At 65.5% G+C, this 23,851-nt stretch carries 20 protein-coding genes; 14 read left to right on the forward strand and 6 right to left on the reverse strand.

The features are described from left to right. The first annotated feature begins 148 nt into the window (after positions 1–148). The 13 genes from NV401_RS18800 to NV401_RS14820 all read left to right on the forward strand — a co-directional run bounded on the left by NV401_RS18800 (position 149) and on the right by NV401_RS14820 (position 11,774). On the forward strand, positions 149–415 hold the full coding sequence (locus NV401_RS18800) for an HNH endonuclease (protein WP_380815957.1): 267 nt from the start codon (positions 149–151) through the stop codon (positions 413–415). 386 nt (positions 416–801) lie between these two features. Further along, complete coding sequence (locus tag NV401_RS14765; RefSeq protein ID WP_261295208.1) at positions 802–1,725, forward strand: HEPN domain-containing protein; 924 nt, start codon at positions 802–804, stop codon at positions 1,723–1,725. Between the two features lie 491 nt (positions 1,726–2,216). Beyond that, entirely contained in the window at positions 2,217–3,182 is a 966-nt protein-coding gene (locus NV401_RS14770; protein ID WP_261295209.1) for a DUF7146 domain-containing protein, read from the forward strand. Continuing rightward, positions 3,179–5,266, forward strand: a complete 2,088-nt coding sequence (locus NV401_RS14775) for a ParB/RepB/Spo0J family partition protein (RefSeq protein ID WP_261295210.1) — start codon at positions 3,179–3,181, stop codon at positions 5,264–5,266. Before NV401_RS14770 ends, NV401_RS14775 begins: the two co-directional genes overlap by 4 nt. Positions 5,267–5,458: 192 nt before the next feature. Then, on the forward strand, positions 5,459–6,652 hold the full coding sequence (locus tag NV401_RS14780; protein ID WP_261295211.1) for a DUF932 domain-containing protein: 1,194 nt from the start codon (positions 5,459–5,461) through the stop codon (positions 6,650–6,652). Positions 6,653–6,679: 27 nt separating this feature from the next. Further along, positions 6,680–6,907 carry a sigma-70 region 4 domain-containing protein gene (locus NV401_RS14785; protein WP_261295212.1) on the forward strand — a complete coding sequence of 76 codons (228 nt, stop codon included), beginning with the start codon at positions 6,680–6,682 and terminating at the stop codon, positions 6,905–6,907. A 2-nt stretch (positions 6,908–6,909) separates the two neighbouring features. Next, complete coding sequence (locus tag NV401_RS14790; RefSeq protein ID WP_261295213.1) at positions 6,910–7,116, forward strand: hypothetical protein; 207 nt, start codon at positions 6,910–6,912, stop codon at positions 7,114–7,116. Positions 7,117–7,277: 161 nt separating this feature from the next. Beyond that, complete coding sequence (locus NV401_RS14795; protein WP_261295214.1) at positions 7,278–7,742, forward strand: DUF736 domain-containing protein; 465 nt, start codon at positions 7,278–7,280, stop codon at positions 7,740–7,742. A 78-nt stretch (positions 7,743–7,820) separates the two neighbouring features. Continuing rightward, positions 7,821–8,822, forward strand: a complete 1,002-nt coding sequence (locus NV401_RS14800) for a DUF2493 domain-containing protein (RefSeq protein WP_261295215.1) — start codon at positions 7,821–7,823, stop codon at positions 8,820–8,822. A 71-nt stretch (positions 8,823–8,893) separates the two neighbouring features. Next, on the forward strand, positions 8,894–9,130 hold the full coding sequence (locus NV401_RS14805) for a DUF6117 family protein (protein WP_261295216.1): 237 nt from the start codon (positions 8,894–8,896) through the stop codon (positions 9,128–9,130). Between the two features lie 233 nt (positions 9,131–9,363). Beyond that, positions 9,364–10,341, forward strand: a complete 978-nt coding sequence (locus tag NV401_RS14810) for a DUF2493 domain-containing protein (RefSeq protein WP_261295217.1) — start codon at positions 9,364–9,366, stop codon at positions 10,339–10,341. A gap of 835 nt (positions 10,342–11,176) precedes the next feature. Next, positions 11,177–11,518: a ribbon-helix-helix protein, CopG family gene (locus NV401_RS14815; protein ID WP_261295218.1), complete on the forward strand. Its 342-nt coding sequence runs from the start codon at positions 11,177–11,179 to the stop codon at positions 11,516–11,518. After that, positions 11,499–11,774 carry a helix-turn-helix domain-containing protein gene (locus NV401_RS14820; RefSeq protein ID WP_315369666.1) on the forward strand — a complete coding sequence of 92 codons (276 nt, stop codon included), beginning with the start codon at positions 11,499–11,501 and terminating at the stop codon, positions 11,772–11,774. The genes NV401_RS14815 and NV401_RS14820 overlap by 20 nt, the downstream gene beginning before the upstream one ends. 306 nt (positions 11,775–12,080) lie before the next feature. Here NV401_RS14820 and NV401_RS14825 read toward each other — a convergent pair whose 3' ends face one another. The 4 genes from NV401_RS14825 to NV401_RS14840 all read right to left on the reverse strand — a co-directional run bounded on the left by NV401_RS14825 (position 12,081) and on the right by NV401_RS14840 (position 19,329). After that, the gene (locus tag NV401_RS14825) at positions 12,081–13,004 is read right to left on the reverse strand and encodes a DUF4238 domain-containing protein (RefSeq protein WP_261295219.1); all 924 of its coding nucleotides are present in this window, start codon (positions 13,002–13,004) and stop codon (positions 12,081–12,083) included. Next, the gene (locus NV401_RS14830) at positions 13,001–16,753 is read right to left on the reverse strand and encodes an ATP-binding protein (protein WP_261295220.1); all 3,753 of its coding nucleotides are present in this window, start codon (positions 16,751–16,753) and stop codon (positions 13,001–13,003) included. The genes NV401_RS14825 and NV401_RS14830 overlap by 4 nt, the downstream gene beginning before the upstream one ends. A 393-nt stretch (positions 16,754–17,146) precedes the next feature. Then, on the reverse strand, positions 17,147–17,434 hold the full coding sequence (locus NV401_RS14835) for a hypothetical protein (RefSeq protein WP_261295221.1): 288 nt from the start codon (positions 17,432–17,434) through the stop codon (positions 17,147–17,149). 38 nt (positions 17,435–17,472) lie between these two features. Continuing rightward, positions 17,473–19,329 carry a hypothetical protein gene (locus NV401_RS14840; protein ID WP_261295222.1) on the reverse strand — a complete coding sequence of 619 codons (1,857 nt, stop codon included), beginning with the start codon at positions 19,327–19,329 and terminating at the stop codon, positions 17,473–17,475. Between NV401_RS14840 and NV401_RS14845 the strand changes: the two genes are divergently transcribed. Beyond that, complete coding sequence (locus NV401_RS14845) at positions 19,328–19,489, forward strand: hypothetical protein (RefSeq protein ID WP_261295223.1); 162 nt, start codon at positions 19,328–19,330, stop codon at positions 19,487–19,489. The two genes, NV401_RS14840 and NV401_RS14845, sit on opposite strands and share 2 nt — an antisense overlap. Positions 19,490–19,733: 244 nt before the next feature. Here the strand turns inward: NV401_RS14845 and NV401_RS14850 are convergent, their stop codons facing one another. Together NV401_RS14850 and NV401_RS14855 are read right to left on the reverse strand one after the other, a co-directional pair. Beyond that, positions 19,734–20,486, reverse strand: a complete 753-nt coding sequence (locus tag NV401_RS14850) for an RlpA-like double-psi beta-barrel domain-containing protein (protein ID WP_261295224.1) — start codon at positions 20,484–20,486, stop codon at positions 19,734–19,736. Positions 20,487–21,117: 631 nt separating this feature from the next. Beyond that, complete coding sequence (locus NV401_RS14855; protein ID WP_315369690.1) at positions 21,118–23,817, reverse strand: P-loop NTPase fold protein; 2,700 nt, start codon at positions 23,815–23,817, stop codon at positions 21,118–21,120. Positions 23,818–23,851: the final 34 nt, after the last annotated feature.

Genomic DNA, 23,851 nt, shown 5'->3' on the forward strand with positions numbered 1-23,851 from the left:
GCGCGAGCAGAAGCTCTTCCCGGTCGGCGCAAGCCGCTGCGCACCGCATTGAACAGATCAATGCAGGTGAATAATGTCAAATATACAAAAACTGCGCGACGCGTCTTTTCGCAATCAGGAAGGACTCTGCTATTACTGCCAGGAGCCTATGTGGCGGAACGATCCGGCCGCATTCGCGAAGACCCATACCCTATCTCTAGCGCTGGCGCGCCGGCTTCAGGCTACCGCTGAACATCTAACGCCGCGGTGTAAGGGAGGCGACGACGGGGGAGCAAATATCGTTGCCGCCTGTCTCTACTGCAATACTCAAAGGCACAGGGCACGCACGACGCTCCGGCCGGATGAATATTTGCGAAAAGTGCGGAAGCGGGTCGCTTCAAACAGGTGGCATAGCGTGCGCCTTGAGGGATCGTGACGATCGACCGGCAGCGCCGCGTCGCGCTCCCTAGATCTTTTGCTTCGACCCGCCGACTGCTCAAAACTCGAAAGCTGAACGAGAGGCCGCTTTCGGATCGCCAATAAAGCGGTCTGAATGTCATGTTGTGGGTCTTTCGCCTCCAGTTGTGAACTGACGAAGTCCACATTTTGCATGTGACAGACTTCTAACGTCGGCAGTCACCGCACGGCCATCGCTCGCAAACGGAGCCATCTCGACAATCAAAAGTGGAGCAAGAGTGGCCGCGCTTGTGTGGGCGAGGTTTCAGTCGGCGCGCGAGGAAAAGCGTGCTGGCGCGGGAGTCGGTGGGTGGAGCACGGAATTGGCTGGGCATCGCGCCGAACCCTTTGGTAGAGTGATTGCATATGCGTACCGACCTCGACCATCTGCCGCACGCAAAGCAGCGCGAACTCGACCGGGTGGTGCAGATCCTTTTCGAGGAATTCGGCGACGCGACCAAACTGGCGACCGGCGACAAGAAGGCGGGGCGCGTCCTAAAGATCATTCTCTACGGCAGCTATGCGCGCGGAGGCTGGGTCGACGAGCCGCATACGGCCAAAGGGTACCGTTCCGACTTCGATCTGCTGATCATCGTCAATCAGGACGAACTGACCGACCGGCTCGATTATTGGGCGAAGGCCGACGAGCGGCTGACCCGCGAACTGGCGATCACTGGCACACTACACACGCCGGTCAACTTTATCGTCCACACCTTGCAGGAGGTGAATGATGGTCTCGCGCACGGACGCTACTTCTTCATGGACGTCGCCCGCGAGGGGATCGCGCTCTACCAAACCAATGACACCGAGCTCCACCAGCCCAAGCCGAAGACGCCTGAGCAGGCGCTTGCGATGGCTCGGGAGTACTTTGAGGAATGGCTCCCGAGTGCAATGGGGCGATATAAGCTCGCGCGCTACGCGATGCAGGAGGGACTGCTCAAAGACGCCGCTTTCGATCTACATCAGACCACGGAGCGGCTGTACCACTGCATACTGCTGGTGGTAACCTTCTACACGCCACATGTTCACAACCTCGGCTTCCTCCGCACCCAGGCCGAGCGTCTTGACCGCCGTCTGTTCGATGTGTGGCCGCGCAGCAATCGCAAGGATCGGGGCGCTTTCGAAAAGCTCAAAGAGGCTTATGTAAAAGCGCGCTATTCGAAACATTACCGGATCAGCGAGGAAGAGCTGACCTGGCTTGGCGAGCGGGTCGAGGACCTCGGCCGCGTTGTCCACATCATCTGCACCGAGAAGATTGCCGAGCTCGAGGCGGCGACCGCCAGGGCCTGACCTATGCGGTCTCGCTCATTGCGGCGATATCTCCTGATCCGTTCTCGCGCGCTCGGTGGCGCGCTCATCTCCGCCACCGTCTGCCTGTCAAAACTCGCAGTTTCGGTCTTCACGACAAGAAGAAGCGAAGGCGGGGTGGGATGGGTGTGTCGCCGGGAAGAGCGGTGTCGCCGCGACAGCGGTGATGCCACTCGCCGGACCTGGTTATAAGCTGCAGCAGGATGCGTCCGACAGGGAAGCAGGCCGCGTCCTACCTTCCGTCGTCGTGCATCGTCACGGCCACCCCGGCTTCCATCCCGGCGGCACAACCGGCGCGCGATCCAGGCGCGCACCACGGCTCTGGCCGTGAGGCACGCAACTCGCAAGGCCATGCGGTTCTCGCGCAGTCGGGAACGCAGGCCTGCCACGGCCGCGCGTGATCCGGCTATCTCGCGAGACATTTTTGCTGCGGGTGGAGGGGAGAGGGGCGTGCCTTCGGCGGAGGTGCCGCCATGCCGAACACGACCCAGCTGTCCACCGATCTCACTCTCCAGGCGCAGGCCGCCGCGCTTGTCGGCGCCCTGGGCGGTGCCTGGCACGAACGGGGCAGCATGTGCCGTTGCCCGGCGCATGACGATCGCACGCCAAGCCTGTCGGTCCGCGTCGGCGAGCGCGCGCTGCTGTTCAAATGCTTCGCCGGCTGTACCGCCGCCGAGATCCTCGCTGCCCTTCGCCGACTGCGCATACCGGTGTCGCCAGCGTGCCACGCCCCGGCTGCGATGCGCTTACTTCTGCCGCATGACCCGGCCATGTCGGCACGGGCCGTGCAGATCTGGCGCTCGGCGCGGCGCCTGGCCGGGTCACGCGGCGAGGCCTATCTTGCCGCACGCGGCATCCGCACCGGGTCGGTGGCACTGCGCTATCATCCGCATACGCCGATCGGCCGCGGCCACGCCGTCCGCTTCCGGCCTGCGCTGATCGCTGCCGTCCGCCAGGGCGATGCGGTTGTCGCGGTCCAGCGCCTGTTCCTCGATCCGGGGCGTCCCGCGCTGGCCGCCGATATGGTCCAGCCGAAGCGCCTCCTCGGTCGCCCCGGATCGGGCGCGGTGATGTTGGCGACCGCCGGCAACCGGCTCGGTCTGGCCCAGGGCGTCGAGACCGCCCTTTCCGCCGCTGCCCTGCTCGACATGCCCGTCTGGGCCGCGCTTGGCAGCGAGCGGCTGCCTCGTGTCGATATCCCCGCCGGCGTGCGGCGGTTGGTCCTCCTGCCCGACAATGATCGTGCCGGGCGGCTCGCCGCACGCCGTGCGCGCGAGGCGCATCTGCGCGATGATCTCGAGATCGAGACGCTGTGGCCATGGGCGGGGCTGAACGACTGGAACGACGTGCTGCGGCAGGAAGGGGAGAGGGGTGGAGGACGGGTTGCGGCCAGCGGTCTGACGGTCAGGGCGCGCCGCCATGACAAGGAACCACCATGACCCAGTCCATCCTCTATGTGCCGGCAGCGAACCTGACCAAGTCGCCGTCCAATGTTCGCAAATGCGGCGATGCTGTCGCGGACGCGCAGCTTGAGGCGAACATCGCCGCGCGCGGCGTCCTGCAGAACCTGATCGGCGTGCCGGTCGCACGCCGCAAAGGACAGTACCGTATCACCGCCGGTGGCCGCCGGCTCGACGCCGTGCACCGCCTGATCGAGAAAGGCACGTTCGCGGCCGATTATCCCGTGCCGGTGATGACGGTGGGCAATGCCGGCGACGCGATCGAGATCAGCCTGTCCGAGAACTTCTTCAGGCTGGGCATGAACCCGGCCGATGCCTGTCGGGCGTTCCAGGACATCATCGAGACCGAGGCGAAGACACCAGCCGAAATCGCGACCCGGTTCGGCCTGACCGAGCGGTTCGTGCTCGGGCGCCTGCGCCTTGCCGGGCTCGCTGAGCCTGTGTTCGAGGCGCTGCGCGACGGGACGATCACGCTCGATGTCGCCAAGGCCTATGCGAGCACCAGCGATACGGCACGCCAGGCAGCGGTGTTCGAGCAACTCAAGGGGGCTTATTACAGCGCCACTGTGAATGAGATCCGCCGCGCGCTCGCGCACGGCTCTTGTACGGGCCAGGATCCCAAGGCGCTGTTCGTCGGACGCGCGGCTTATATCGAGGCCGGCGGCCGCATCGACGGCGATCTCTTCTCCGATGCCGATAGCGAGGTGTGGCGCGACGGCGACCTGCTGGACCGGCTGGCGGACGAGAAGCTCGCGGCAGCGGCAACAGCGATCCGCGCGCGCGACGGCTATGCCGAGATCCGCACCGTCGCGGCGTCGCACCTCCCCTATATGGAGACCTGGGGTCTGCGCGAGATCGAGCGCGAGCCCGGCCCGCTCGGCCACGAGGCAGAAGCGCGCAAGGCGGAGATCGAGGCGGAGCTTGCCGGCATCGAGACGCTCGCCGCCGGGGCGGGTGGCTATAGCGGCGAGCAGAACGACCGGATCGAAGTCCTCGAGGAAGAACTCGGCGCGATCCTCGACGACAGCACGGTGATCACCGCGGCGCAAAAGGCCACGGCGCTTGCCTATGTGACGATCGGCGCCGACGGCCGGCCGCAGATCCATGAGCGGCTGTTCGTGGCGCCGGCCGCCGGGGTCGAGGACGCGCCGGGCCGCGATGGGAATGGCGAGGAGCGCGCGGCGGCCGCCAAAGTCCCGAAGCCCGTCCACAGCCAGCGCCTCGCCGACGAACTGGCGATGATGAAGACCGAACTGCTTGCCCTCCATGTCGCAGGCGATCCGCATTTCGCGCTCGATCTCGGCACGTTCATCATGGTCGATTGCGCGACCCGGTTCGGCGCTGCCGATATGCCGTCCGCCCTGCGTGCCAGTGCGCCTGCCGCGTTGGTCCAGGATTTTGCAAGCGGCACGTCCGCAGCCGAAGCCTGGGCGAAACTGGTCGCCGGGCTCGATCGCGGCTGGACGGATCACGCCGGGCTCGACGCGCGTTACGAGGCGTTTTGCGCGCTCGATGAGGCGGCGCGCGCGGCCTGGCTCTGCTGGGCTGTGGCGCGGACGCTCCACGCCGTGCCCGCCGGACGGACTGGAAGCGGGTTCCTTGATCATCTCGGCCGCAAGCTCGGGATCGACGTCGCCGGCTGGTGGCGCCCGACCGCGCGCAATTACTTCGACCGGGTGACGAAGCCCGCGATCCTCGATCTGCTCGAGGAGATCGGCGGGGCCGACCTTCGCGCGCGCTATGCGGCGTCGAAGAAGCATGACCTCGCGGCGTCTGCGGAGAAGCTGTTCGCGGGCCAGACGATTGTCGAGGCCGAGCTAAAGGAGCGGGCGCTTGCGTGGCTCCCCGAGGCGATGCGGTTCGATCCTGCCGGCAGCGCGCCGACCGACGCGCCGGGTGATGCCGATTGCGGCGATAGTGCCGCGCCGGCCGATGAAGCGACCGGCAGCGCCGATGAGACCGGGGCGACAGGGGCCGAAGAGTCTGCCGCCGAGCCAGGTAAGATCGCCGCAGGGCCCGCCGCTGACGGCGCCAAACCAGACGGCCTCGCCGAAGCAGCCTGAGGGATGAGACGGGCCGCCACAGGGTACGGTGGCCCGTTCCCCTGACGTCCATGACCGGGCCCCGATATCCCGGCGCGTCCCGATGCTGCGCGCACCCTCGTCACGGAAGGGCAGGGGGAGTGGCGCGGTGCGGTCGGTCGGATCGGCCAGGTTCGGCGCGACGCATTCCGAGAACTCGAAGGAACCTCACTCATGAACATGCCTGCTTCCGGCGCTGATCGCGCCGTGTCCGGCGCCTTTCGCGTCGATCTCTCGCGAGGCCGCAATGACGGCCGCGTCTCGTCCGAGTGGTTCTCCCGGCCCGACGACGAGCGGTTCCTGTCGCTGTCCGATCTTTACGACCGGGTCCGCGCCCGCGCGGACCGCGCAAGGACCACCGTGGTCGAGAGCCGGGGCGTGCGGGTCGAGGCGCGCAGCGACGATCCCGAACGCCTCTCGCTATACGCGCCGGGCAGTGACCGACCGATCGCCCCGACCAACTGGTCGTTCGGCCAATTGTGCAGCCTGGTCGGCGCGCCGGCTTCCTATATGCGCGCGCTGCCCGCCGCGCTCGCCGGGATCAACCTGCAGCACGGCCTGCTCGCCCACCGGGGCGAGCAGGTGAAGCTGCTCGAGACCACGGAAGGACGCAACGAGCTGCGCGCCGTCACCGGCCCCGACTATGGCCGGATCTGGGATCATGAGCTGGTCGCCGCGGTCATGACGTTCGCCGGCAACGGCGTCGGCGACACGCGCTGGAAGGTGCCCGGCGTGCTCGACTGGAGCACGATGCTCTACAATCCCCATGTCGATGTCAGCCGCGACACGACGACGCTCTATGCGTCCGACCGCGACGTGTTCCTGTTCCTGGTCGACGACACGCACCCGATCGAGGCGGGCCGGCTGCCGAACGGCGATCCGGATCTCTATTTCCGGGGGTTCTATTGCTGGAACTCCGAGGTCGGCGCGAAGACGCTCGGCATCGCGACCTTCTACCTGCGCGCGGTGTGCATGAACCGCAATCTGTGGGGCGTCGAGCATTTCGAGGAGATCAGCATCCGCCACTCGAAGTTCGCCGCCAGCCGGTTCGCGCACGAGGCGGCGCCCGCGCTGACCGGCTTCGCCGATTCCTCGCCGCTCGGATTCATCGCCGGCATCCGTGCCGCGCGCGCGCGCATCGTGGCGAGGAAGGACGACGACCGCGAGGCGTTCCTGCGCAAGGCCGGGTTCTCGAAGACTGACACCGCGAAGGTGATCACGACCGTGCTCGCCGAGGAAGGGCATCCGCCATCCTCCGTGTTCGACTTCGTCCAGGGCATCACCGCGCTTGCGCGCACGCGCCCCCATCAGGACGCCCGGCTCGAGCTCGAGGGCAAGGCGCGGCGCCTGATGGAGCGGGGCCACTGATCGGGCGGGCGGCTGGAGAAGCACGCCATGATCACGCAGCGTCGCTACCGCGCCGCCGTGACAGGACTGCCTGAGCCGGCCCGCGCGATCTTCCTCCTGCACCGCCGCGAGGGCCTGAGCTACGAGCAGATCGCCGCCCTGCGCGACCTGTCGATCGTCGATGTCGAGCGACAGATCGCCGAGGCGATCTATCGGCTGATGCGCGCGCTCGAGGACGTGGCCGATCCGCCCGCTGTAGACAAAGCCGGAGACTGACGATGGTCCGGTCACCATCGTCGCCGGCATGGTCGCTGCACCGGGCGAGGCTCGCCTCGTTCGACCATGCCTATGCCGTCGCCGTGCAGCGCAAGACCCATGGCGGCCGCGACCAGTTCATCTTGGCGACCGGCGATGCGCTTCAGCCCTATCGGATCACGAGCCGCCGGCCTTCCAACGGCGACACGGTGCTGGCGGTGATCCGCTGACCGCGGGTCGCAAGGCAGGCGGCGCAGTCCAGGCAGGGGAGGGGTGGGCGCACATCAAATCCCCGGTGCGCGCGGCCAGCGTGCCGCCGGAGAGGAGAGAGGGATCTTGAGGAGTGTCGCGTCGGAATGGTTCGAGGCGATGAACGTCAAGGAACTGGGTTATGAACATCGGAGAGTTCAAGCAGAGCAATGGTCGCATCCTGGGATCGATCGCCACCCGTACCATCGATCTGCCCAAGCTGGGGTTGCGGAACGTCGAGAGCCGCAACGAGCGCGCCCCGGTCTTCGAGATCGTCGCATTGAATGTCGGCAATCGCTGGGTCCAGATCGGTGCGCTGTGGGAAGCGGTCGCCAGGCACAGCACGGGCGAGATCTTCCTGCAGGGGACGATCGACGATCCGAGCCTGTCCGAGCCGCTGCCGGTCGCGTTGTTCGGGAGCGACACCGAAGGGTACCGGGTCGCGTGGCGCCGGCCGCAGCGTCGTGACGATTTCGGGCCCGCGGTTCGCGGCGAGCGCGCCGAGGATCCGCGGGGCGGCGAAGGCGGGTTCGGCGACAGCACGGCGGGCGCCAATGGTGGCCTGGCCGGTGCGGGCGCCGACGTCGATGACGACGTGCCCTTCTGACGGCATCGTCATCGACCACCGGGGGGAGTGCATCTGCGCTCCCCCTTTTTGTCATCCTGTCAGATCCGGAGTGTCCCCATGACACGCGATTTAACGCGCAGCGTCGATCGCTTCGCCGACCTTGCTACCCTTTATGCCGACGCCGTCGCAACGCCCGAGTTCCAGGCCGCGTTCGGCGATCCCCTGCCGCTCTCGATCGTCGAACCCGGGGAACGTGCCGCCGAACTCGACATGCCCGAGCCGTTCGCCGCGCAGGCCGATTGCGGCGGGATCATCGCCACGATCTTCGACCTGTTCACCGGCACGCGGCTCGAGCCGCTCGCCCCCGAGATCGCCTGGGGGGTCGTCAACAGCTTCCATTTCGTCGCGGGCAAGCTCGAGCGGCGTGAGGACGCGATCGCGCAGGAGGTCGGCGACCTCGCCCGCCACCCCGACCTGAGCGAGGTCTATAATCGCGAGCTGGAGGACAGGCAGCTGCTCTGCCAGTCGACCGCCGAGCAGCGCCAGGCGATCGAATGCATGCGCGACTATGCCGCCGAGATGTACCGGGTCCAGTCGGGCTGGCCCTGGTCGCCGGCGAGAGGGACGCGTGCATCGTCGGTGTCGACCGCCAGCCACATCGCGGCGCAGGATTTCCTGCGCGCACGCCAGCTTGCGGCACGCGAACGGCATCTGCCGCAAGGGCCGATCGTGGTCTTTTCCGGGCCTGCTTTGTGGCATGACTGGGAACCGCTCTGGGCACGGCTCGACGAGGTGAAGGCGCGCGTGCCGCACATGACTTTGGTCACGACGGGGCAAGGCAAGGGCGCCGATGCGATCGCGGCGGCCTGGGCGGCGCGACCGGAGGTGAGCGTCCCGCTGGTCGCCTACGGTCTCTACGGCACCGGCAAGAAGACCGCCTTCACGCGCAATCGCAAGCTGGCCGAGCTGAAGCCGGTCGAGGCGATCCTGTGCGAGGGATCGGGGTTGCAGGCCAACCTCTATCAGGTGCTGCGCGCGGTCGGCGTCCCGATCCACGCCTTCCGGAAAGCCGACCAGGCCGACGCAGCCCGGGTGCAGCGGCCGAGGCGCGTGGCCTGACGTCACTCTCCCCGGGCAGGGCCGGGCGCGTGCGCGCCCGACCCTTTTTGTCCCCTTCCAGGAGTCAGGCCATGGCCATTCCCGATGCTTTTCGGCGCATCTTCGAGACGCTGCTGCGGGCCGCCGCCGACGGCAATCTCGCCCTGCTGGAATGCAGCGACGCCGTCACCGGGGCGCCGCGCTATGTGATCTGCGCGGTCAGCTATGACGGCCAATTCTCGCTCACGCCGTTCGGTCATCTCCATGAAGGCGACCCGTACGCTGCCTATCTGGCGTTCAAGCCGCGCGGGGCGGAGGTCACCCACTAAAATACCTCTCTCTCGAGAAGTCCGATGATGGCACGGGGACAGCGCCGGCCTCAAGGACGACGGGGCCCCACCATTTTGCCTGGCGGAGCGGGCGTCGGCTGCCGTCACGGACCGCGTGGCCGCCAGACAAAATCGTGACCCCCATCGCCGCTGCGCGGTCGCTTCGCGATCCTTGACCCCGGCACTCGGAGCCCGTGCCGGGGAATGAGCCTCTTTTCCTTCAGGAGGCTGACATGACCAATTTCAACCGTACCGCACCACTGCTGGCCGACATCGCCGCGCACTTCGCCGAGGAGACGCAGGCACCCGCCGAGACTTTCGCCAGCGCCTTTACCGAGACCATCGACCAGGTGCGCATGGGGCGGGCGGAGGAAGTCGTCACCGCGGACATGCCGGGCGCCATGGACGCCCAGCTGGCCGTGGAGCTTATCGTCACGACATTGTTCGACCTGCTCCGCGACACGCGGCTGGAGACCATCGCCGAGCGCCTCGCCTGGGGGTTGGTGCACAGCTTCCACAAGGTAGCAGGCCAGCTCGATGACGAAGCCGATCGCGCAGGGTGTCAGGTCAGGGACCTGATCCGCAGCGCCGACGGCAGCGAGATCGGCACGGTCGCACTGGAGGAGGCGCAGATGCTCTGCCAGTCGCTGGACGAAGCGCGCGACGCGGTGGCGTGCATGCGCGATCATGCGGCGCAGATGTTCCATGCCGAGACCGGGCGGCCCTGGTCCTCACCCCGTGCAACCCTGGTGTCGGGCAAGCGCACCGCCTCGGTGATCGCCGCGACCGACTATCTCGCCGCGCGGCGCCAGCGCCGGATCGACGAGCACGCGCCGCAGGGGCCGGTGGTGGTGTTTTCGGGCGGGCAGGTCTGGGAGGATTACGCCCAGATCTGGGAGCGGCTCGACCAGATCCGTGCACGCATCCCGGCGATGGTCCTGGCCACCACCGCACAGGACAAGGGGTGCGACGCGATCGCCGCGGCCTGGGCGGCTCGGTCGGCGGTGAAGGTGATCGCGTTCACGCTCGACCGGCGCCTGGGGAACAGGGCCGGGTTCGCGCGCAACGAGCAACTGCTGAAACTGCGGCCGGTCGAGGCGCTCGTCTGCGAGGGGGCGGGGCTCCAGTCGCATCTTGCCCGCGCGTTGCGGGCGGCAGGCGTGCCGGCGCATTGCCTGACCCTGGCGGGGCAGCGGCGAGCGGTCGCGTGAGGCAATGGATCGGCGTGGGAAGGGCTCCGGCTCTATCCCGCGCCGGTTCCTTTTTTTGAGAGATGCAGATCGCCAGGCTCAAGGACCCGGCGGAAAAGCCGGGTCCGTCGCCTGACGATGCGGCACGCGAAAAGGTGCGTGCCGGCCTCCTGCGCGCGGCTCCGCCGTGCTCGTCGCCGGGGCGCCCTTTGGGCGACATGAATGTCGGCAGGGGGTGTGCGTTGCGCTTGATGCCGGCCGGGCCATGCCTGGGGAGAAGTCCGGAGGAGACGAATACGGGAGGCGATCCTGCGCTTGGTCGGAGCATGATGGCCGCGCTGCGCGCGGCGGGGTTCGGGTCATGTGGCGGGATGGAATTTCGCTGTCGGGGTGGTTTGCGCGGGCGTAGGCGTGAATTGTTTTTGACTTCACCGCCATGCATTTCCATGCCCGTCGCGATCGCGCCCTGTCGAGGAAGAACCCCCTTCGGGGAGTTCCGCCCGTACCCGGACGGAACTGCGCAGCGGACAAGCCGCTGCGTCTGTCGGGACGCACTCCTTCGTCGTAATGTGATGCACCGTACGCACGCGTGCTGCGAGACGAACATGGCGGAATTGCGGGGTTTTCGGCGTCAGCAATTGGCAGACCGAAAGTCACCGAAAGTCGGACTGGGCAGACGCTTCCGGGGCGGACGGCGGAAGTCGTTGAATTGCCTGGTCAACAAATGTCCTTCCCGGCGGACAAACCGCGGCCGGCGTCCGACTTGTCAGCCGGCGATTTACGGCTGGCCGCCAGTGGCATACATTGCTCGAGCTTCATCACGTGCGGCGTGGATCCTGAACGAAGGAGATCCGCGATGGCACGTGTTACGATACGAATAGACGACGAAACCTACGACCGGCTTTGCCGCCGTGCATTGCGGACCGGACGAACCTTGTCCGATGTCATCCGGCCCTCCCTGCGGCGGATCACCGAGCCCGGCGAGGTGCGCGAGCTCGATCCCCAGGATGCGCGGCTGGCGCTGACCGCCTACCTCCTCTCGTTGACCTTAATCGACCTCGAAACCCGCGCTCTCGAAGGCCATGCAAAGGGCCTGGCCAAAGCGCGCGCACTGCTCCTGCGCTGGGGGGTGCCCGAAGACGTGTGCGCCCTCGCAATGGACGATCTGGAGGTGCGCCATGGCCGCTCGGAGGGATGATGCCGATGTCGCGTCCGCCAGCGTATCGACGGTGCTTGAAGGCCTCGCTCAAGCCTCCTTTGGATCCATGGAACCAATCACGGTTCGCATTCCGGACGCGATCAAGCTTACGGGGATCGGTCGGTCCAAACTCTACGAATTGATATCGTCCGGGGATATTGAGACGATCAAAGTAGGAAGAATGACGCTGATCCCGGTGGACGGCCTGCGAACCTTCATTCGGCGCCGGACCGCCGATAAGGATGGTCGCGTGTAGGCGTCAGATGCGTTGGTCAAGACGCTCTCGTAAGCTGCCTCGCGCGTCACATCCGGTCATTCTGCGCAATGAAAGCGAATGCCGAGAGTTGGTGTGCGTTCCGGTGACACCGATGACCTTTTGGTGGATAGCGGAACGGCCGCTTTGGAGCCCCTGGCGGAGCAAGCGGCCGCTTGTTCATGGAGCACCTCTCGACACACTCGCGGCGTTACCAGGGAGCTGCCTCTCGCTCGGGCATGGGTCGTGAGCTTTGCGCTTCATTGTCACCCGTAGATGGTATTCATTTCCACGTCGCCACACAGACGTTCATCCGGACGATCCCGCGACCTCCCCGTCAGCGTATCTCTTCGCGATCGCGCCGATGAGCGTCGGATGATCGTCCCTGCCGAAGTGCTTCTCGATAAACGGTGCTTGCGACATGTCAGTGGCACCGATGTACTCGACGGCGCGGCGCACCACCGCGCGGTTCGCGCGGGAGACGAACTCGTTTCGACCCATGGCCATTATCGCCTTGCCGAGTGACGGCTGCTTGACCGCGCAGAACATCAAAAGCGGCGACAGGGGTATCGTCAGGTAGCCCGAGTCGGAGAATATGCCGTGACCCATCTGGAGCAGCTTGTCCGAGACCAGCAGATCATGGCCGCCTTCGACCTCGCGGACGAACCACTGCATGTTGTTCAGGCGGTGTCCGTTCGTGGGGTCGTCCATTAGCTTCATCATGACCTGCAGCGCGGCATGCTCTGCGAAGTGCGGATCCAGCAGGGCAATGGCCTCGTCCAGGCTCGGCGGATAGTCCTCCTTCTTCAGTGCCTCATATTTCGCGAACAGTGCCGGATCGTCCTTCGCGAGGAGCGACGCCATGGCCTGCTTCATGTGGCCAACGCCCTCGGGGGTGCGAAACCACTGGGACATCAGGAACCTGCTCCACGCGCTGCGAAGCTTCTGCGGTAGCGCGACCTTGCCCTGCAGGAGCAGCTTATGGGCGTCCGCCGCCTGGTCGTCGAGCGCGGACATAAACTTCTCTTCGATCGCCTGCGCCTTGTCGGGGGCGGCGCCCGGGATCGAATAGAGGTGCTTCTGGTAGCCGATCTCGGCGGGCGCGACGCGCTTGATCGCGATCTTCCCTAGGTACGGGCTCGTGAAACGCCAGAGCTTGCCGTCGTCGCCGGTCCAGCCGTGCAGCAGGAACCGCGGCGTGTAGTGGTGCTTGACCGGTGGGTTCCTGCTCATTCGAAGAGGCTGTCGTCGGCGGCCTCGCGCTCGTCCCACCTCACGATGTTCGCCTCGAGGCGCTCGGACGCCTCCGCCGCCCACTCGCGGACGGTGTCGCTCTCGTTGGTCTTCATGGCAGCCACGAGCGGCCTGCGACGGACGAAGCGCAGTGCGAACGATCCGCTTCCGCCGCCCGAGAAGAAGCGGTGCTCGTACGTGCGCAGCACGGCCACCTTGTCGGGGCTGAGCGCCAGGAGGTCGAGTGCCATCGGCGACCAGTCGAGGCTGGAGCCATCGGCGTGTTTCGTCGTATACGGGATGAAGTTAGCGAGCTTGACCGCGCGCTCTGCCGGAGCCTCGCGCACCCAGTTGAACAACGCGTCCGCGTCGACGTCGACCTCGTTCGGCTCGAAGTCCTCGTCGTTGATGCGCCAACCACCGAAGAAGCCGCCGATGAGGTGTTCGTTGTCCGACTTGGCGACGATCTCGTCGAAGACGACCTGGGGATGGAGCCGTAACAGCGTTGAGGCGATGGGGCCGACGTCCGGATAGCTGTACGGCTTGTCCCGGGCGGCGGCGACCATGGCGCGACAAACGCCGCGGGCCGCCTGCTCGGCGCCGTCGCCGCGCAGCGCGGAATTGGCGATGACGTCGATGCCATGGTCCTGCCGCGCGAAGTCGTCCGAATAAATCTCCGGACGCGCGAGGAGGTCGCGCCCAAGGTCGACGAGCGCCTCGTCGACCTCCAGTCCGTCGCTCCGGTCGCCGTAAATGCGCATGTGGAGCACCTGCATCGCCGGAAGCTGCCCGCCCTCGTGGTCGAACAGTTCCCGCAGGAAGCGCGCCAGCCCCGGAGCGGGGATGGTCTGCGTAACGCCGCCGGCCATCAGCAACGCGAACCGGTCCGGAGCTACCCGTCCCTGCCTCAGCGCGGTCCGGAAGCGTTCGATGGCCGCCTCGTCCAGCGGTACGGCGGTGTGCAGCTCGACGAGGTGCTGCGAGAGCAAGGGGTCGTCGACGATGTCGTCCAGCTTGCCGGACACCCAGTCGGGACTGTGCAGGCGGGCGCCCTGCAGCATACCGTCCAGGATCGACGGATCGCGCTCCTTCGGGGCATGCGTCTCGAGCGCGGCGTAGGCCTGGTGCCACAGAGCTTCCGGATCTCGTGTCGCGCGCGCCAGGCCGACGCCGAACTGCCGGGCGCTGTTGTAGCCCCCTCGGCGCGCCGCGCGCGCGACGTAGGGGTTGAGGTCGACCCCATCGCGCACGAGGCACCTGCCCACGGCTCGCGCAAGCAGCCCAACCTTCCGGAACGGCGACCGATCGCGCCCGCTCGGATGCCAGTGCCTCCAAGGCTCGCCCAGCACGAAGGCCTCAAAGAGGTCGTCGACCGTACGCGGACGCATGTCCCGCTCCAGGCGGATCAGCGCGACTCTGTCCGCCTTGCCTTCGCGCCGCTTTTGAAAGTGGAGCGCGTCGTTCACGTCGCGCCAGCCTTCCTCCCAGAAGCCGTTGCCGCGTACCTGGCGCATCGCCTCCATGGCAAGATCCGCGAAGTCGGCGGAGACGTGTTCGCGGAAGTGCTGCGCGATCACCTGCCGCGCCCTCTCGGCAGGTGCGCCTTCGCCACGGGACACCGTGACGAGACGGTCGTACGCGGCCTTGAACCAGGGCTCATAGCCGTCGCCGTTGTAGGGCCGCCATTCGCTCAGCAGGGAACGCGCGCCGAACTCGAGGTTCAGTGACGAGTTGAAGCGCCCCGAATCCATCATGTGGTCCAGCGCCTCGACGCCGAGCGACCGAACCCGATCGTCCTCGCTGGCAATCATCGCATCTAGGGTGGACAGCCGTTGCGCCTGGTTGGCGTGGGTGAAGGAGAGGATCGGCCAGAACCGTTCGAGCAGATGGTTACGCGCTCGCAGTTCCTCGCTGACTTCCCCGTCCGCGAGCGTGAATGCCGCCAGGACGTCCACGACGCGTTGGAAGAAGCGGGCATCGTGCGCGATCTGCACGAGCAGCTGCGTGTAGTCGCGGCGCCGCTTGTCCGGGACGAGCAGGCGGTCACGGTCCGGCCCCGCGAGTTCGCGCTCGATCGCCGCGAGCGCGGCCTCCGGGTTGCACGGTGCGATGTGCACGAAGGCTCCGCTATCCACGTCGTCGAGGACGCCGGGGCGACCCAGGGTCCCACCGTCGTCCAGGAGGAGCCGCGCAATCTCCGCCGCTTCCGGGACGTCGTGCAGCTGACCGATCCGGCGCGCGAAGGACGCGAAGAGGCGGCGCGGGCCGGAGAGGAATTGACCGATCAGGACCGAAGGATCGCTCTGGCGGATCAAGGGGGCCGCCAGCATGTTGGCGAGCGGCTGCGGCATCACGGCGCGCTGAGGTCCGCGCTTCTGCACGATGCCCCAGTCGAGGAAGCGCGCGACGGCGCGGTGGAACTTGGCCGGCGTCGTCTCCGCGATCCCGGCGAGCGTCGCATACTCCGCGACATGGTTGCCGTGGTCCTTCACGTAGAACGCGTAGACCAGCGAGGCGACCGCAGCGCACAGCCGTGCGTCGTCGTCGGCGGCCTCGCGCTCGACCTGGAACAGGCGGTCTAGGAGCTCGGCGTCGTTCAGCTTGGAGAGATCGACGCCCGGTCGGCTGGCTTCCGCGATCTTCAGGGCAATGCGGGCGTTGCCGCCGGAGAACTTGGCGAGGTGGTCTCGCTCGGCCCGGCTGAGCCGGGGGAAGCGATGCTCGAGAAGGTCGACGAGGACGGTCTCGCTGTTGTCTGTGAGCGACACGAGCAGCCCGGCGGTACCTTCGCCTTTGACGTCATAGTCGATCGTGAGGAGGCTGGCCTGGCTCGTGTCGCGCTTGACGAGCTCCGCCAGCTGGCCGTGCAGCCGCTGCGAGCAGTTGTCGACGACGATGATGGCGGGAGTGCGGCCGGACGCGAGCTGCTCCGTCAGCAGAGCAGGGCTCACATCGGGCTTCAGGCCCGCGTCTGCGTAGATCGCGGAAGAGGATGGCAGTTCGGAACCGCTCTGCAGGCGTTTGTCGAATAACGCCTCCGCGAGGCGGGTCTTGCCCATTCCCGAGAGGCCGATCAGCCGGACCGCGTTCCTCGGCACCGCGAGATGGGCCCGGATGCGCGATATCGCCTCGACGACCGGCACGAATGCCCCGCCGACCTTGGCGCGGCTCGTCTCGTCGAGGACGTACCGACCGCCGGGTTCGGCGGCCCTCGACCAGTTCCCGTGCGGCTCCCAGCCGCCACGCGGCCGCCCGAGTCGCCCGAGCAACCACGCGGCGATGCCGACGTGCTCGTTCGCCCATCGCGCGATCCTGTCCGCGCCGTAAAAGTCGAGCGCGATGCGGTCGTTGTTCGGCACGTCCGCGATCGCCTCGCGCATAGCGTCGATCCGTGTGTCGTAGGCCGACGCCGACGGATCGTCGGTCGAGAAGATGATGTAGGAACCGCGCTTTTTGGCAAGCTCCGTGAAGATCGGCCGCGGCTCGCCGTTGCGCCGCATCTCCTTAGTGATCTTGGCGGGACCCATGGCCTCGGCCTTGGATTGGAAGATGTTCGTGCGGCGGGGCAGCCAGCCCTTCGGTCTGGGATCCCCGGTCCAAGCGATGGACGCGTCCACGCCGCCGTCCCCGGCGGTCTGATTACCGCCGACGGAGATCCCGGTAACCGCGATGCCGCGCACCTTAGCCTCCGTCTCGAGCAGATGCCGCAGGAGTTCGCGCAGGCCCTCGTCGGAAAGGCCGGCGACCATCTCCTTAGTGACGTCGAATGGTCCCAAGGTCAGCGGTCCCGTGCCCGCAATGCCGAGGCGCGATCAAACAGTTCCAACGTGGTCACCTGTATTCGGGGCGCCGAAAGCACTGGCAGCAAAAAAACGAGTCCACTGAGAGATGCAAGCGATCCATGCGGGCATCGTGTCAGCAGGTATAGATGTCCGCAATAGATAGATGGATCATAACGCGGCTCCGCTTCTTGACAACAGCGGTCATTTTGCCGCGGTTGGCCGAACGGCAGGTTTGTCCCAATTCAAGCCCATTTTGGGCAGCTGGCCGGAGCCGCCGAAGCGGTCGGTCCGCCCAAGTGAACGAGCGGCGGGTTTGGGGAAGCGTTGTGTCCGGCGTGAACGTCCGCAACTGGGTCGTTCCTACTGCCACCACGCATCACAACTCACTATCTGGGCGCCTTGGCCCTGGTCGTTGACGGTGAGCCAGATCCTGCCGGCCGTCGTCTCGGTTGCGCAGGCGCGGCGGCTCAGGTTGTACGCCGGGTTCTTGCCGTTCGTTCTTATATCCTTCGCGGGCTTGCCGAATAGGCGCCTTTCCACCATCCATTGGGGTCCGGCCGCTGCGCCATACGTGGTGGGGATGAGCAGCGCCAAAATCATTGCTAGCAGGACGCTGCCTATCGTCTTGAACATGTGCATCGTCAGCACTGCCGGGCGATCGGGTCAGACGGACGCTAGTGCGGCGCCTACGTATTCTCGGCTCCCTCGACTTCCTGCGCCGGCGGCGCCGGAGGAACGGTAGGTGGCTCCGGGTCGGCCACCGTCGGCGTACCGGGGCATTCCAGCGTGGCCGGTGCCGCCACGACGAAATACGGTTTGGCCGAACGTCGTTTCACGGCCTGCCATTCCGCTGCCGAGAGTTCGTCGGCAAGGCCCTTGAACTGTTCGACGGTCGTCTGATCGCTGACAGGGCAACCGAGATAATCCTCGATGAGCCTGTAGGATCTGCTTCTGTAAGCGGCTCCGGGCATCGGCGGCGCGCTTCGCTCGGCGTTGCCGCTCGCCTGGGCTTCTTCCTTCAGCGATCCGAGCTTCATGATCATCGCGCGAAGTCGGTCTGGACGGCGCATGTTCTCCACCCGATCGATGGCGAGCGCCAGCTCGGCGTCGACCCTGGTCGCCGTCAGCGCGGCGACCGCGTCCTCGCCGACGGCCTGGTTCGCCGTGAACTTGGTCTGCAGGTCTGAGATCCGCTTCGCGACGTCTGCAGCGACGTTGGCCGACTCCTTAGTGATCGAGAAGGTCACGAAGCTTGCCTCGAGGACACACTGTCCCCGGCTGCCGTCGGTGTAGACGCGTGCACCGCCGTACCGAACACCGTCCGGCGCGAAGCGGTATGACGGGAGCGCCGTGCCGATCCGCGCTCGGACGTTCGCCGATGGGTCCGCACAGCTTCCTCCCTCCTTCGCGCCCTCGTCAAAGACGATGAACTGCGAGGCATAGATGCGGGAGCCGAAGGTGTCGTCCAATCGCGTGTCGGGCGCTGGCGGCTGAACGATCAGCGCGCGCACCGCCTTGTTGAAGTCGTCGGACTGCGGAGCTTGAGCGCTCAGGTCCGGATGGACGCGGAGCAGCGTGCGTAGCGTGTACCGTCCGAGCTTGCCGTCTTGCTGCTGCCGGTCCAATCCCAGCTGGCTCTGGAGCGCCTTGACCTCGCTTTCTGACAGCGTCGCCCCGCTGGGCGGGGCTGGGGCTCGTGCGGCCGCGGCTTGCGCTTTCGCCGCTTCGTTGACGACGCCGCCCGCGATCTCCTCCTTGCGGCCATCATCCTGCTGCTCGTCCGGGAACAGTTGGAAGGACATGTCCATGATGGACCGGTTACGCGGGCCGGAGATGAGTTGGTCGGCGGCGCTGACCGCGGTGTCAATGATGGGGCCCGCGATCGCCGCGCCTGCAATGTATTGGCTGATCAGCGACGCCGCCTTCTTCACGGTCTCCAGGTTGCCTCGCAGCGCCGCGTCCTTGTCATCGCGGACGTCGTAAAGACGAACCCTGAAGCTCGGGGGGTAGCGGTAGAACCACTCGTTCTGCGAATAGATGATCTGGTTGATGAACTGCAGGTTGCTGTCCGGAGCGACGTCCTTCTGATAGAAGGCGACGATCGGCTTCTGGAGCGTGGCGCTGCCGTTAAAGTCGAGCACGACGGCCACGTCCCGCTTGCATCCCTTGGTGCACTTACCCGCCGCGTCGAACTTCGCGAGCCCGCCCACGCCAACCCGGTGCAGCCGCACGGTGATCGGGTCGCCGTTATCGATCCGGCGTGACCGGACGCACTTGAGCCGGTCAGCGGCCGCCGTGGCCGGATCGCTTTCTCCCACACCCGCCCGCCAGTCGCCCATGGCCGCCGGAGCATATAGCCTATAGGTCTTGTCGGGCGCCTGTCCGCAGAGATCGAGATAGTAGGGCACGCTGGCCGGCACGATCGAGGTCTGGACGCTCGCGGAGGACGATCCCACCGACTCATCGCTGCCAAGGCAGCCTCCAAGCATAAGTATCTGCGGGAGAATCGACAGATTGCGCAGGTATTTAGATGAAAACGCCATGCAAGCCTCCGTGCGGACGGTCAGTCAGGTGCGGTCCACTATGCGCACGGTGGACGGCGGCGGCAAGCAGTTGTCGCTGCATGTCGTAATTACAGCCATCAGCCGCACGATTTTTGCGGACGACTACTTACTGGCGACGCATTTCACACTAATAGATTAACCTCTAACATTTCAAGTATCTTCGCGTGGCAGGAATTCGCTTCGGCCCCGCTTCCGCGCTGCCAATATTCCCGATGCTAGTGCTTCTAGGCGGAAGATCACCCATGGTTCCACGCGCACCCGCTTGCTACCCGCTGGACCCCCCGAGTTTGTCGGAAGCCCCTTCCTCGCAGGAGTTGGGGCTTCCGACAAACCCCGGGGAACATCGTTTCAATGGCGACGCTTGAAGCAGAGCAGAGATCGCATCATTTGATGGCGTGCATTTTCTTCAGCTTCGCAATGATGGCTGGATCAGTCACACGATAGGCGGTGAAGGTGCTCTTGGGACTAGACTTCACGAACGGAGGCGGCGGAAGGTGGCTGAACCCGGTGAAAAAGTCGATGTGTGGATACTGGATGGCACCGCCGACATCGGCGCCGAAGACGTAACCGTCATGCACGAACGACATGCCATCGGGCGTCGTCTCTACGCCGCTATCGATGGTGAGACCGCGCAGGGCGGGAATGAAATACGCGCGACCAACGTGGGCCTTGTCCACGGCGATCGTCCGATAGGGTACCAAGCGATAACCGCCCATACCGAGTCCGTGTGGAGCGCCAGTTGGGACAGCGATGAAGGCCTGTCGAGAGAGCCTGGCGTTTACCCTAGGCGACAAGCTCTTGTAATTGCATTTGGCGCCGCTGTCGGTTGTAAGACCGTTGGCGTTAAACACAACGCTATTGGCGCCAGTCCGGACACGGACCGTGCCTTGTAGCGCGCCGAAGCAGAAGCGTTCGGCACTGACGCGGTATCCAAGCTTTGAGCCGTCTCTCGCGCGCATTTCTACGCCGTTCGGCACGGTATCGGCGGTGGAAACGTAGTAGTGCGTAGACCAAAGTTTTTCGGATGGACCCATCGAACCAGTTGCGGGAGCAGGAAGATTGAAATCGTCAGCAAGCGCAGCCGACGGCGACGATGCGAGCGTCAAAATACCGATCAGTATCGTATGTGCTTTCATGTTCCATCCCCTATTTGACACGCCGGCCGAGTCGGTGGCCTCGCTGACGGTAATACAGTCCGGGACGAAGAATATCGCTAGTCAGTGACAATACCAAGGACGAGGTCCACCGGATGAACGTCATCCTAAGCCAGCGGACTGGTTTGGTCAGAAAGTGAGCACGATATGACGACGCTCGCGTTCGTTAATTCAATCAAGGGGCTGGCGATATGATGGCGGGCAGCTCGATGCCAGGAGCATGTCGACGAGCAGGCGACGTTTTTACTATCGGCGATGTAGGCGTGCACCAACCTGCTGGCGGATGCGCTTGTAGTTTATCGGCTTGCCCGGTCCGGCAACCTGCAGGTGGCGCGCGATCCGCTATATCGCGTGCAGCATGACAGCCCGAACTACGATCAGACAGCGGTCGATCTTAAAGACGGGGCATCAGCTCAATCAAGCGAGGAACAGGTGGGCGGGTGATCACGCCGACGCCAAATGCCTGAGCGAACGGCTGCTCTTCGGCATGTCACGATATCCTCAGCCCCGAAATCGAGTTACGAAAACCAGCCATAGTGCGGAGATGAATGAGCGGCCGAAGTTAGGGAGCAGCGAAGGGGGCGCGAATGGCCGATTGTGGGTCGATCCTACATTAACACTCTATGCGGAAGGAGTATCTCCCGATCGTGTCGAGCGCGCGGACGAGGGCGCCGTGATCCGCGTCGATCTCCCTCTCTTCCAGCGCGGTCAGTCCCATACGCAGCGCCAAGCCGCCGCGCGAATTTGCGATGTCCAGCACGGCTTCGGTCGAGCTCGTCAGCTCGCGGAGCTCTGGTTCGTCGTAGATCCCCCGGTTGAAGGCAATGAGTCCTTCGAGGTCGCCTTCGGCGAGTGCACGGATGTTGGTTGCCAGCCCACCCATATCCTTTGTCGGGAGGCCAGTCTCGCATGCCAGGAGGAGGATAACGGCCCAGTAGGGTGGCACCTCGCTGCCTGCACCTAGATAGTCGCCCACGAGATGCTCGGGGATGGATACCCTAATTAGCCTGTAGATGTTGATCATCCGCTTCACCGCGCGCGGCGACCGAGCGGCGACTGGATGCATGGCCTCTAGCAGACCAATCTCCTTGCCCGTCAGCATTAGCTGCCGGCGCATGCCGGCGTGGGGATCAGCCAAGGAGGGCCTCTTGGGTTCGAGGCTCGGAAAAGCGCCCTGTGCGCCCCCGCCGACGTCCGGATTCTCACGCTCCTGCGTGGCGTCGGACGCATCGGCTGCCGCTTTGGTCTGCAGAAGCGTGTGGAGATACTTCACGTACCCGGCTGACTCAGTCTCTCCCGGGGTCATCGTGCGCACCCAGAACGGGATCTGGAATATCTTCTCAAGATAGTCGGCGGGATCGATGCTGAACTCCCCGTCCGACATCGCGCGGTGTTCCGTCGTGAGTGCCGAACGGAGCCACCGCACATCGACGGCCGCGACGACTACGAAGCATGGGAAGGCGAGCATGAGGTGGATCGCCTCGAGTATCTGCACCACCTGCCGCTCGCTGCAGCGGTCGAGGTCGTCGATGTAGATCACGATGCGCTGGATCTCGCTAAGCTTATCCCCCGAGTTCATGCGCTCGAGGATGTGGTTCAGTTGCTCGAAGCACCGGCGCACGGTTCCAAGAGTCCCCAGCCGCCCACGAAGAGAGGCGAGGTCTGCGGAGTCCTTGAGCAGGTATTTGAGCATCAGAGCGGGTGGGGGAGATCCGGCATCGCCGATGCCACTGTACTGCTTTACTATAGCTTCGCTGCGGTTGATCGAAGCCTCCGCCTCGCGCTTTGCATTCTCCCCGGCCCGGAGCTTTTTCTCCGCGTTCGTGAGCGATCCAACGTTGCGGTCACGCGCTTCCACGAACTTACGGCGGATCAGGGACGCGCCGCGCAGCATCGGCGCTGCGATAGAGAGCGTCAGGTAGGCGAACGGTGCGATCGCCAGCACGGTCGCTGATACATATCCGAGCGGGGCCCCGACCAGGCCAGTGACGGTCGGCCAGTTGCGGACGAGAAGTATGACCATCAGGGCGACGGCAGCGACGACGGCGGCCAGGATTACAAAGGCGCGCCTGGCCACCTTAGACCGGACCCAGGTTCCCGCGAACAGAAGGAACTCGGCCATTGGCGTGCCCGCTTCGGCATACTTCTTCGCGAGCACGCCGCCGGAAGCTGCGTCCACGAGAAGGGCCTCGCGGACGGCGTCGATCGCGATCTTGTCCTTTTCGGCTTTCCCAGCTGGCTTATTGGCGTCTGCGCCGTCGCTGTCCTGTCCAACATCGTCGTCCCCGCCGGACTTCTTGGACGACTTCTTGTCGCCCATCATCTCCGCGAAGGCGTCGGTGACGGCCAGCACGAGGCCGACGTGCTCCTTCTGCTTCGCCTCGCTGACAGCCAGCCTTGCTTCGGCGATTGCCCCTTCGCTCTCGTGCAGTTGCATTTTCGCAATCGTGAGCTCGCTGGCCTCGCGGCCAGTGAGCGCCGCGACTTCCGAGACGAGGCGCGTTCCGATGGCGGCAGAGGTCCTCTCGCTGCCGCCGGCTGCGATCTGGTCGAATAGCTCGGCGGTGAGCGAGGCCCAGAGGTTCTCGCTGTCAGCGAAGCTCCAAGCGTTGAACTCGAGCTGCATCACACCGGAGACGCGTGCGAGCCCGGGCTCGGACTGTTCAATGCCCGACCTCTGACGCTCAGTTTGGACCTGGCGGGCGATTTCGCGCTTCAGCTCGGCAATCAGTGTGCTCTTGCCGGAGCCCCAGGCGCCGAAGATGCCGACGGCGAGCGGTGGAGCGGCCGCCTCCAGCATGATAACGTCCGCAAGCGCCTTAGCGTCCGCCGAGGTTCCGAAGACGTCGCCGCCGACGGCGACGCGGTCGCTTGAGTATCCCGCCCGGCGATCGCCTTGTACGATGGTCGTCGCTTCGATCCTGGCAATTTCGCCCAGCCAGGCCGGCTCGGCTCCTCGACGGTGGGCGACGTCGCGAAGAATTGAGAGCGTCGCGCGTCTGAGCGGCTCCAGAGTTCCCACTGGCAGCACGTCCTGAAGCGCAAGGTTGCCAAGGGTGCTCGACGCGACGCCCGCGATCAGGTGGCTGTAGTCGATCGACCCTTTACCGACCATCGTCCGGTCGCGCAGCTTTGCTGCTTCACCGAGCAGCTCGACCGCGTCCCACCGTATTCTGGCGCTCTCGCGATTTGGCACCTCCAACCGAAGCGCATCGAGGGCGACCTCTGGCGAGTAGATAGCGGCGTCCCGCAGGTGATCCGCGATATTCTTGAGTATGGTGCTTGGATTTGCATCCAACGGGATGCCGATCATGGCGGCGACTAAGTCCGACGCGGTGATCAGGGGC

The organism is Sphingomonas hylomeconis (assembly GCF_025370105.1).
In the GTDB taxonomy this organism is placed as follows: Bacteria; Pseudomonadota; Alphaproteobacteria; order Sphingomonadales; family Sphingomonadaceae; genus Sphingomonas; species Sphingomonas hylomeconis.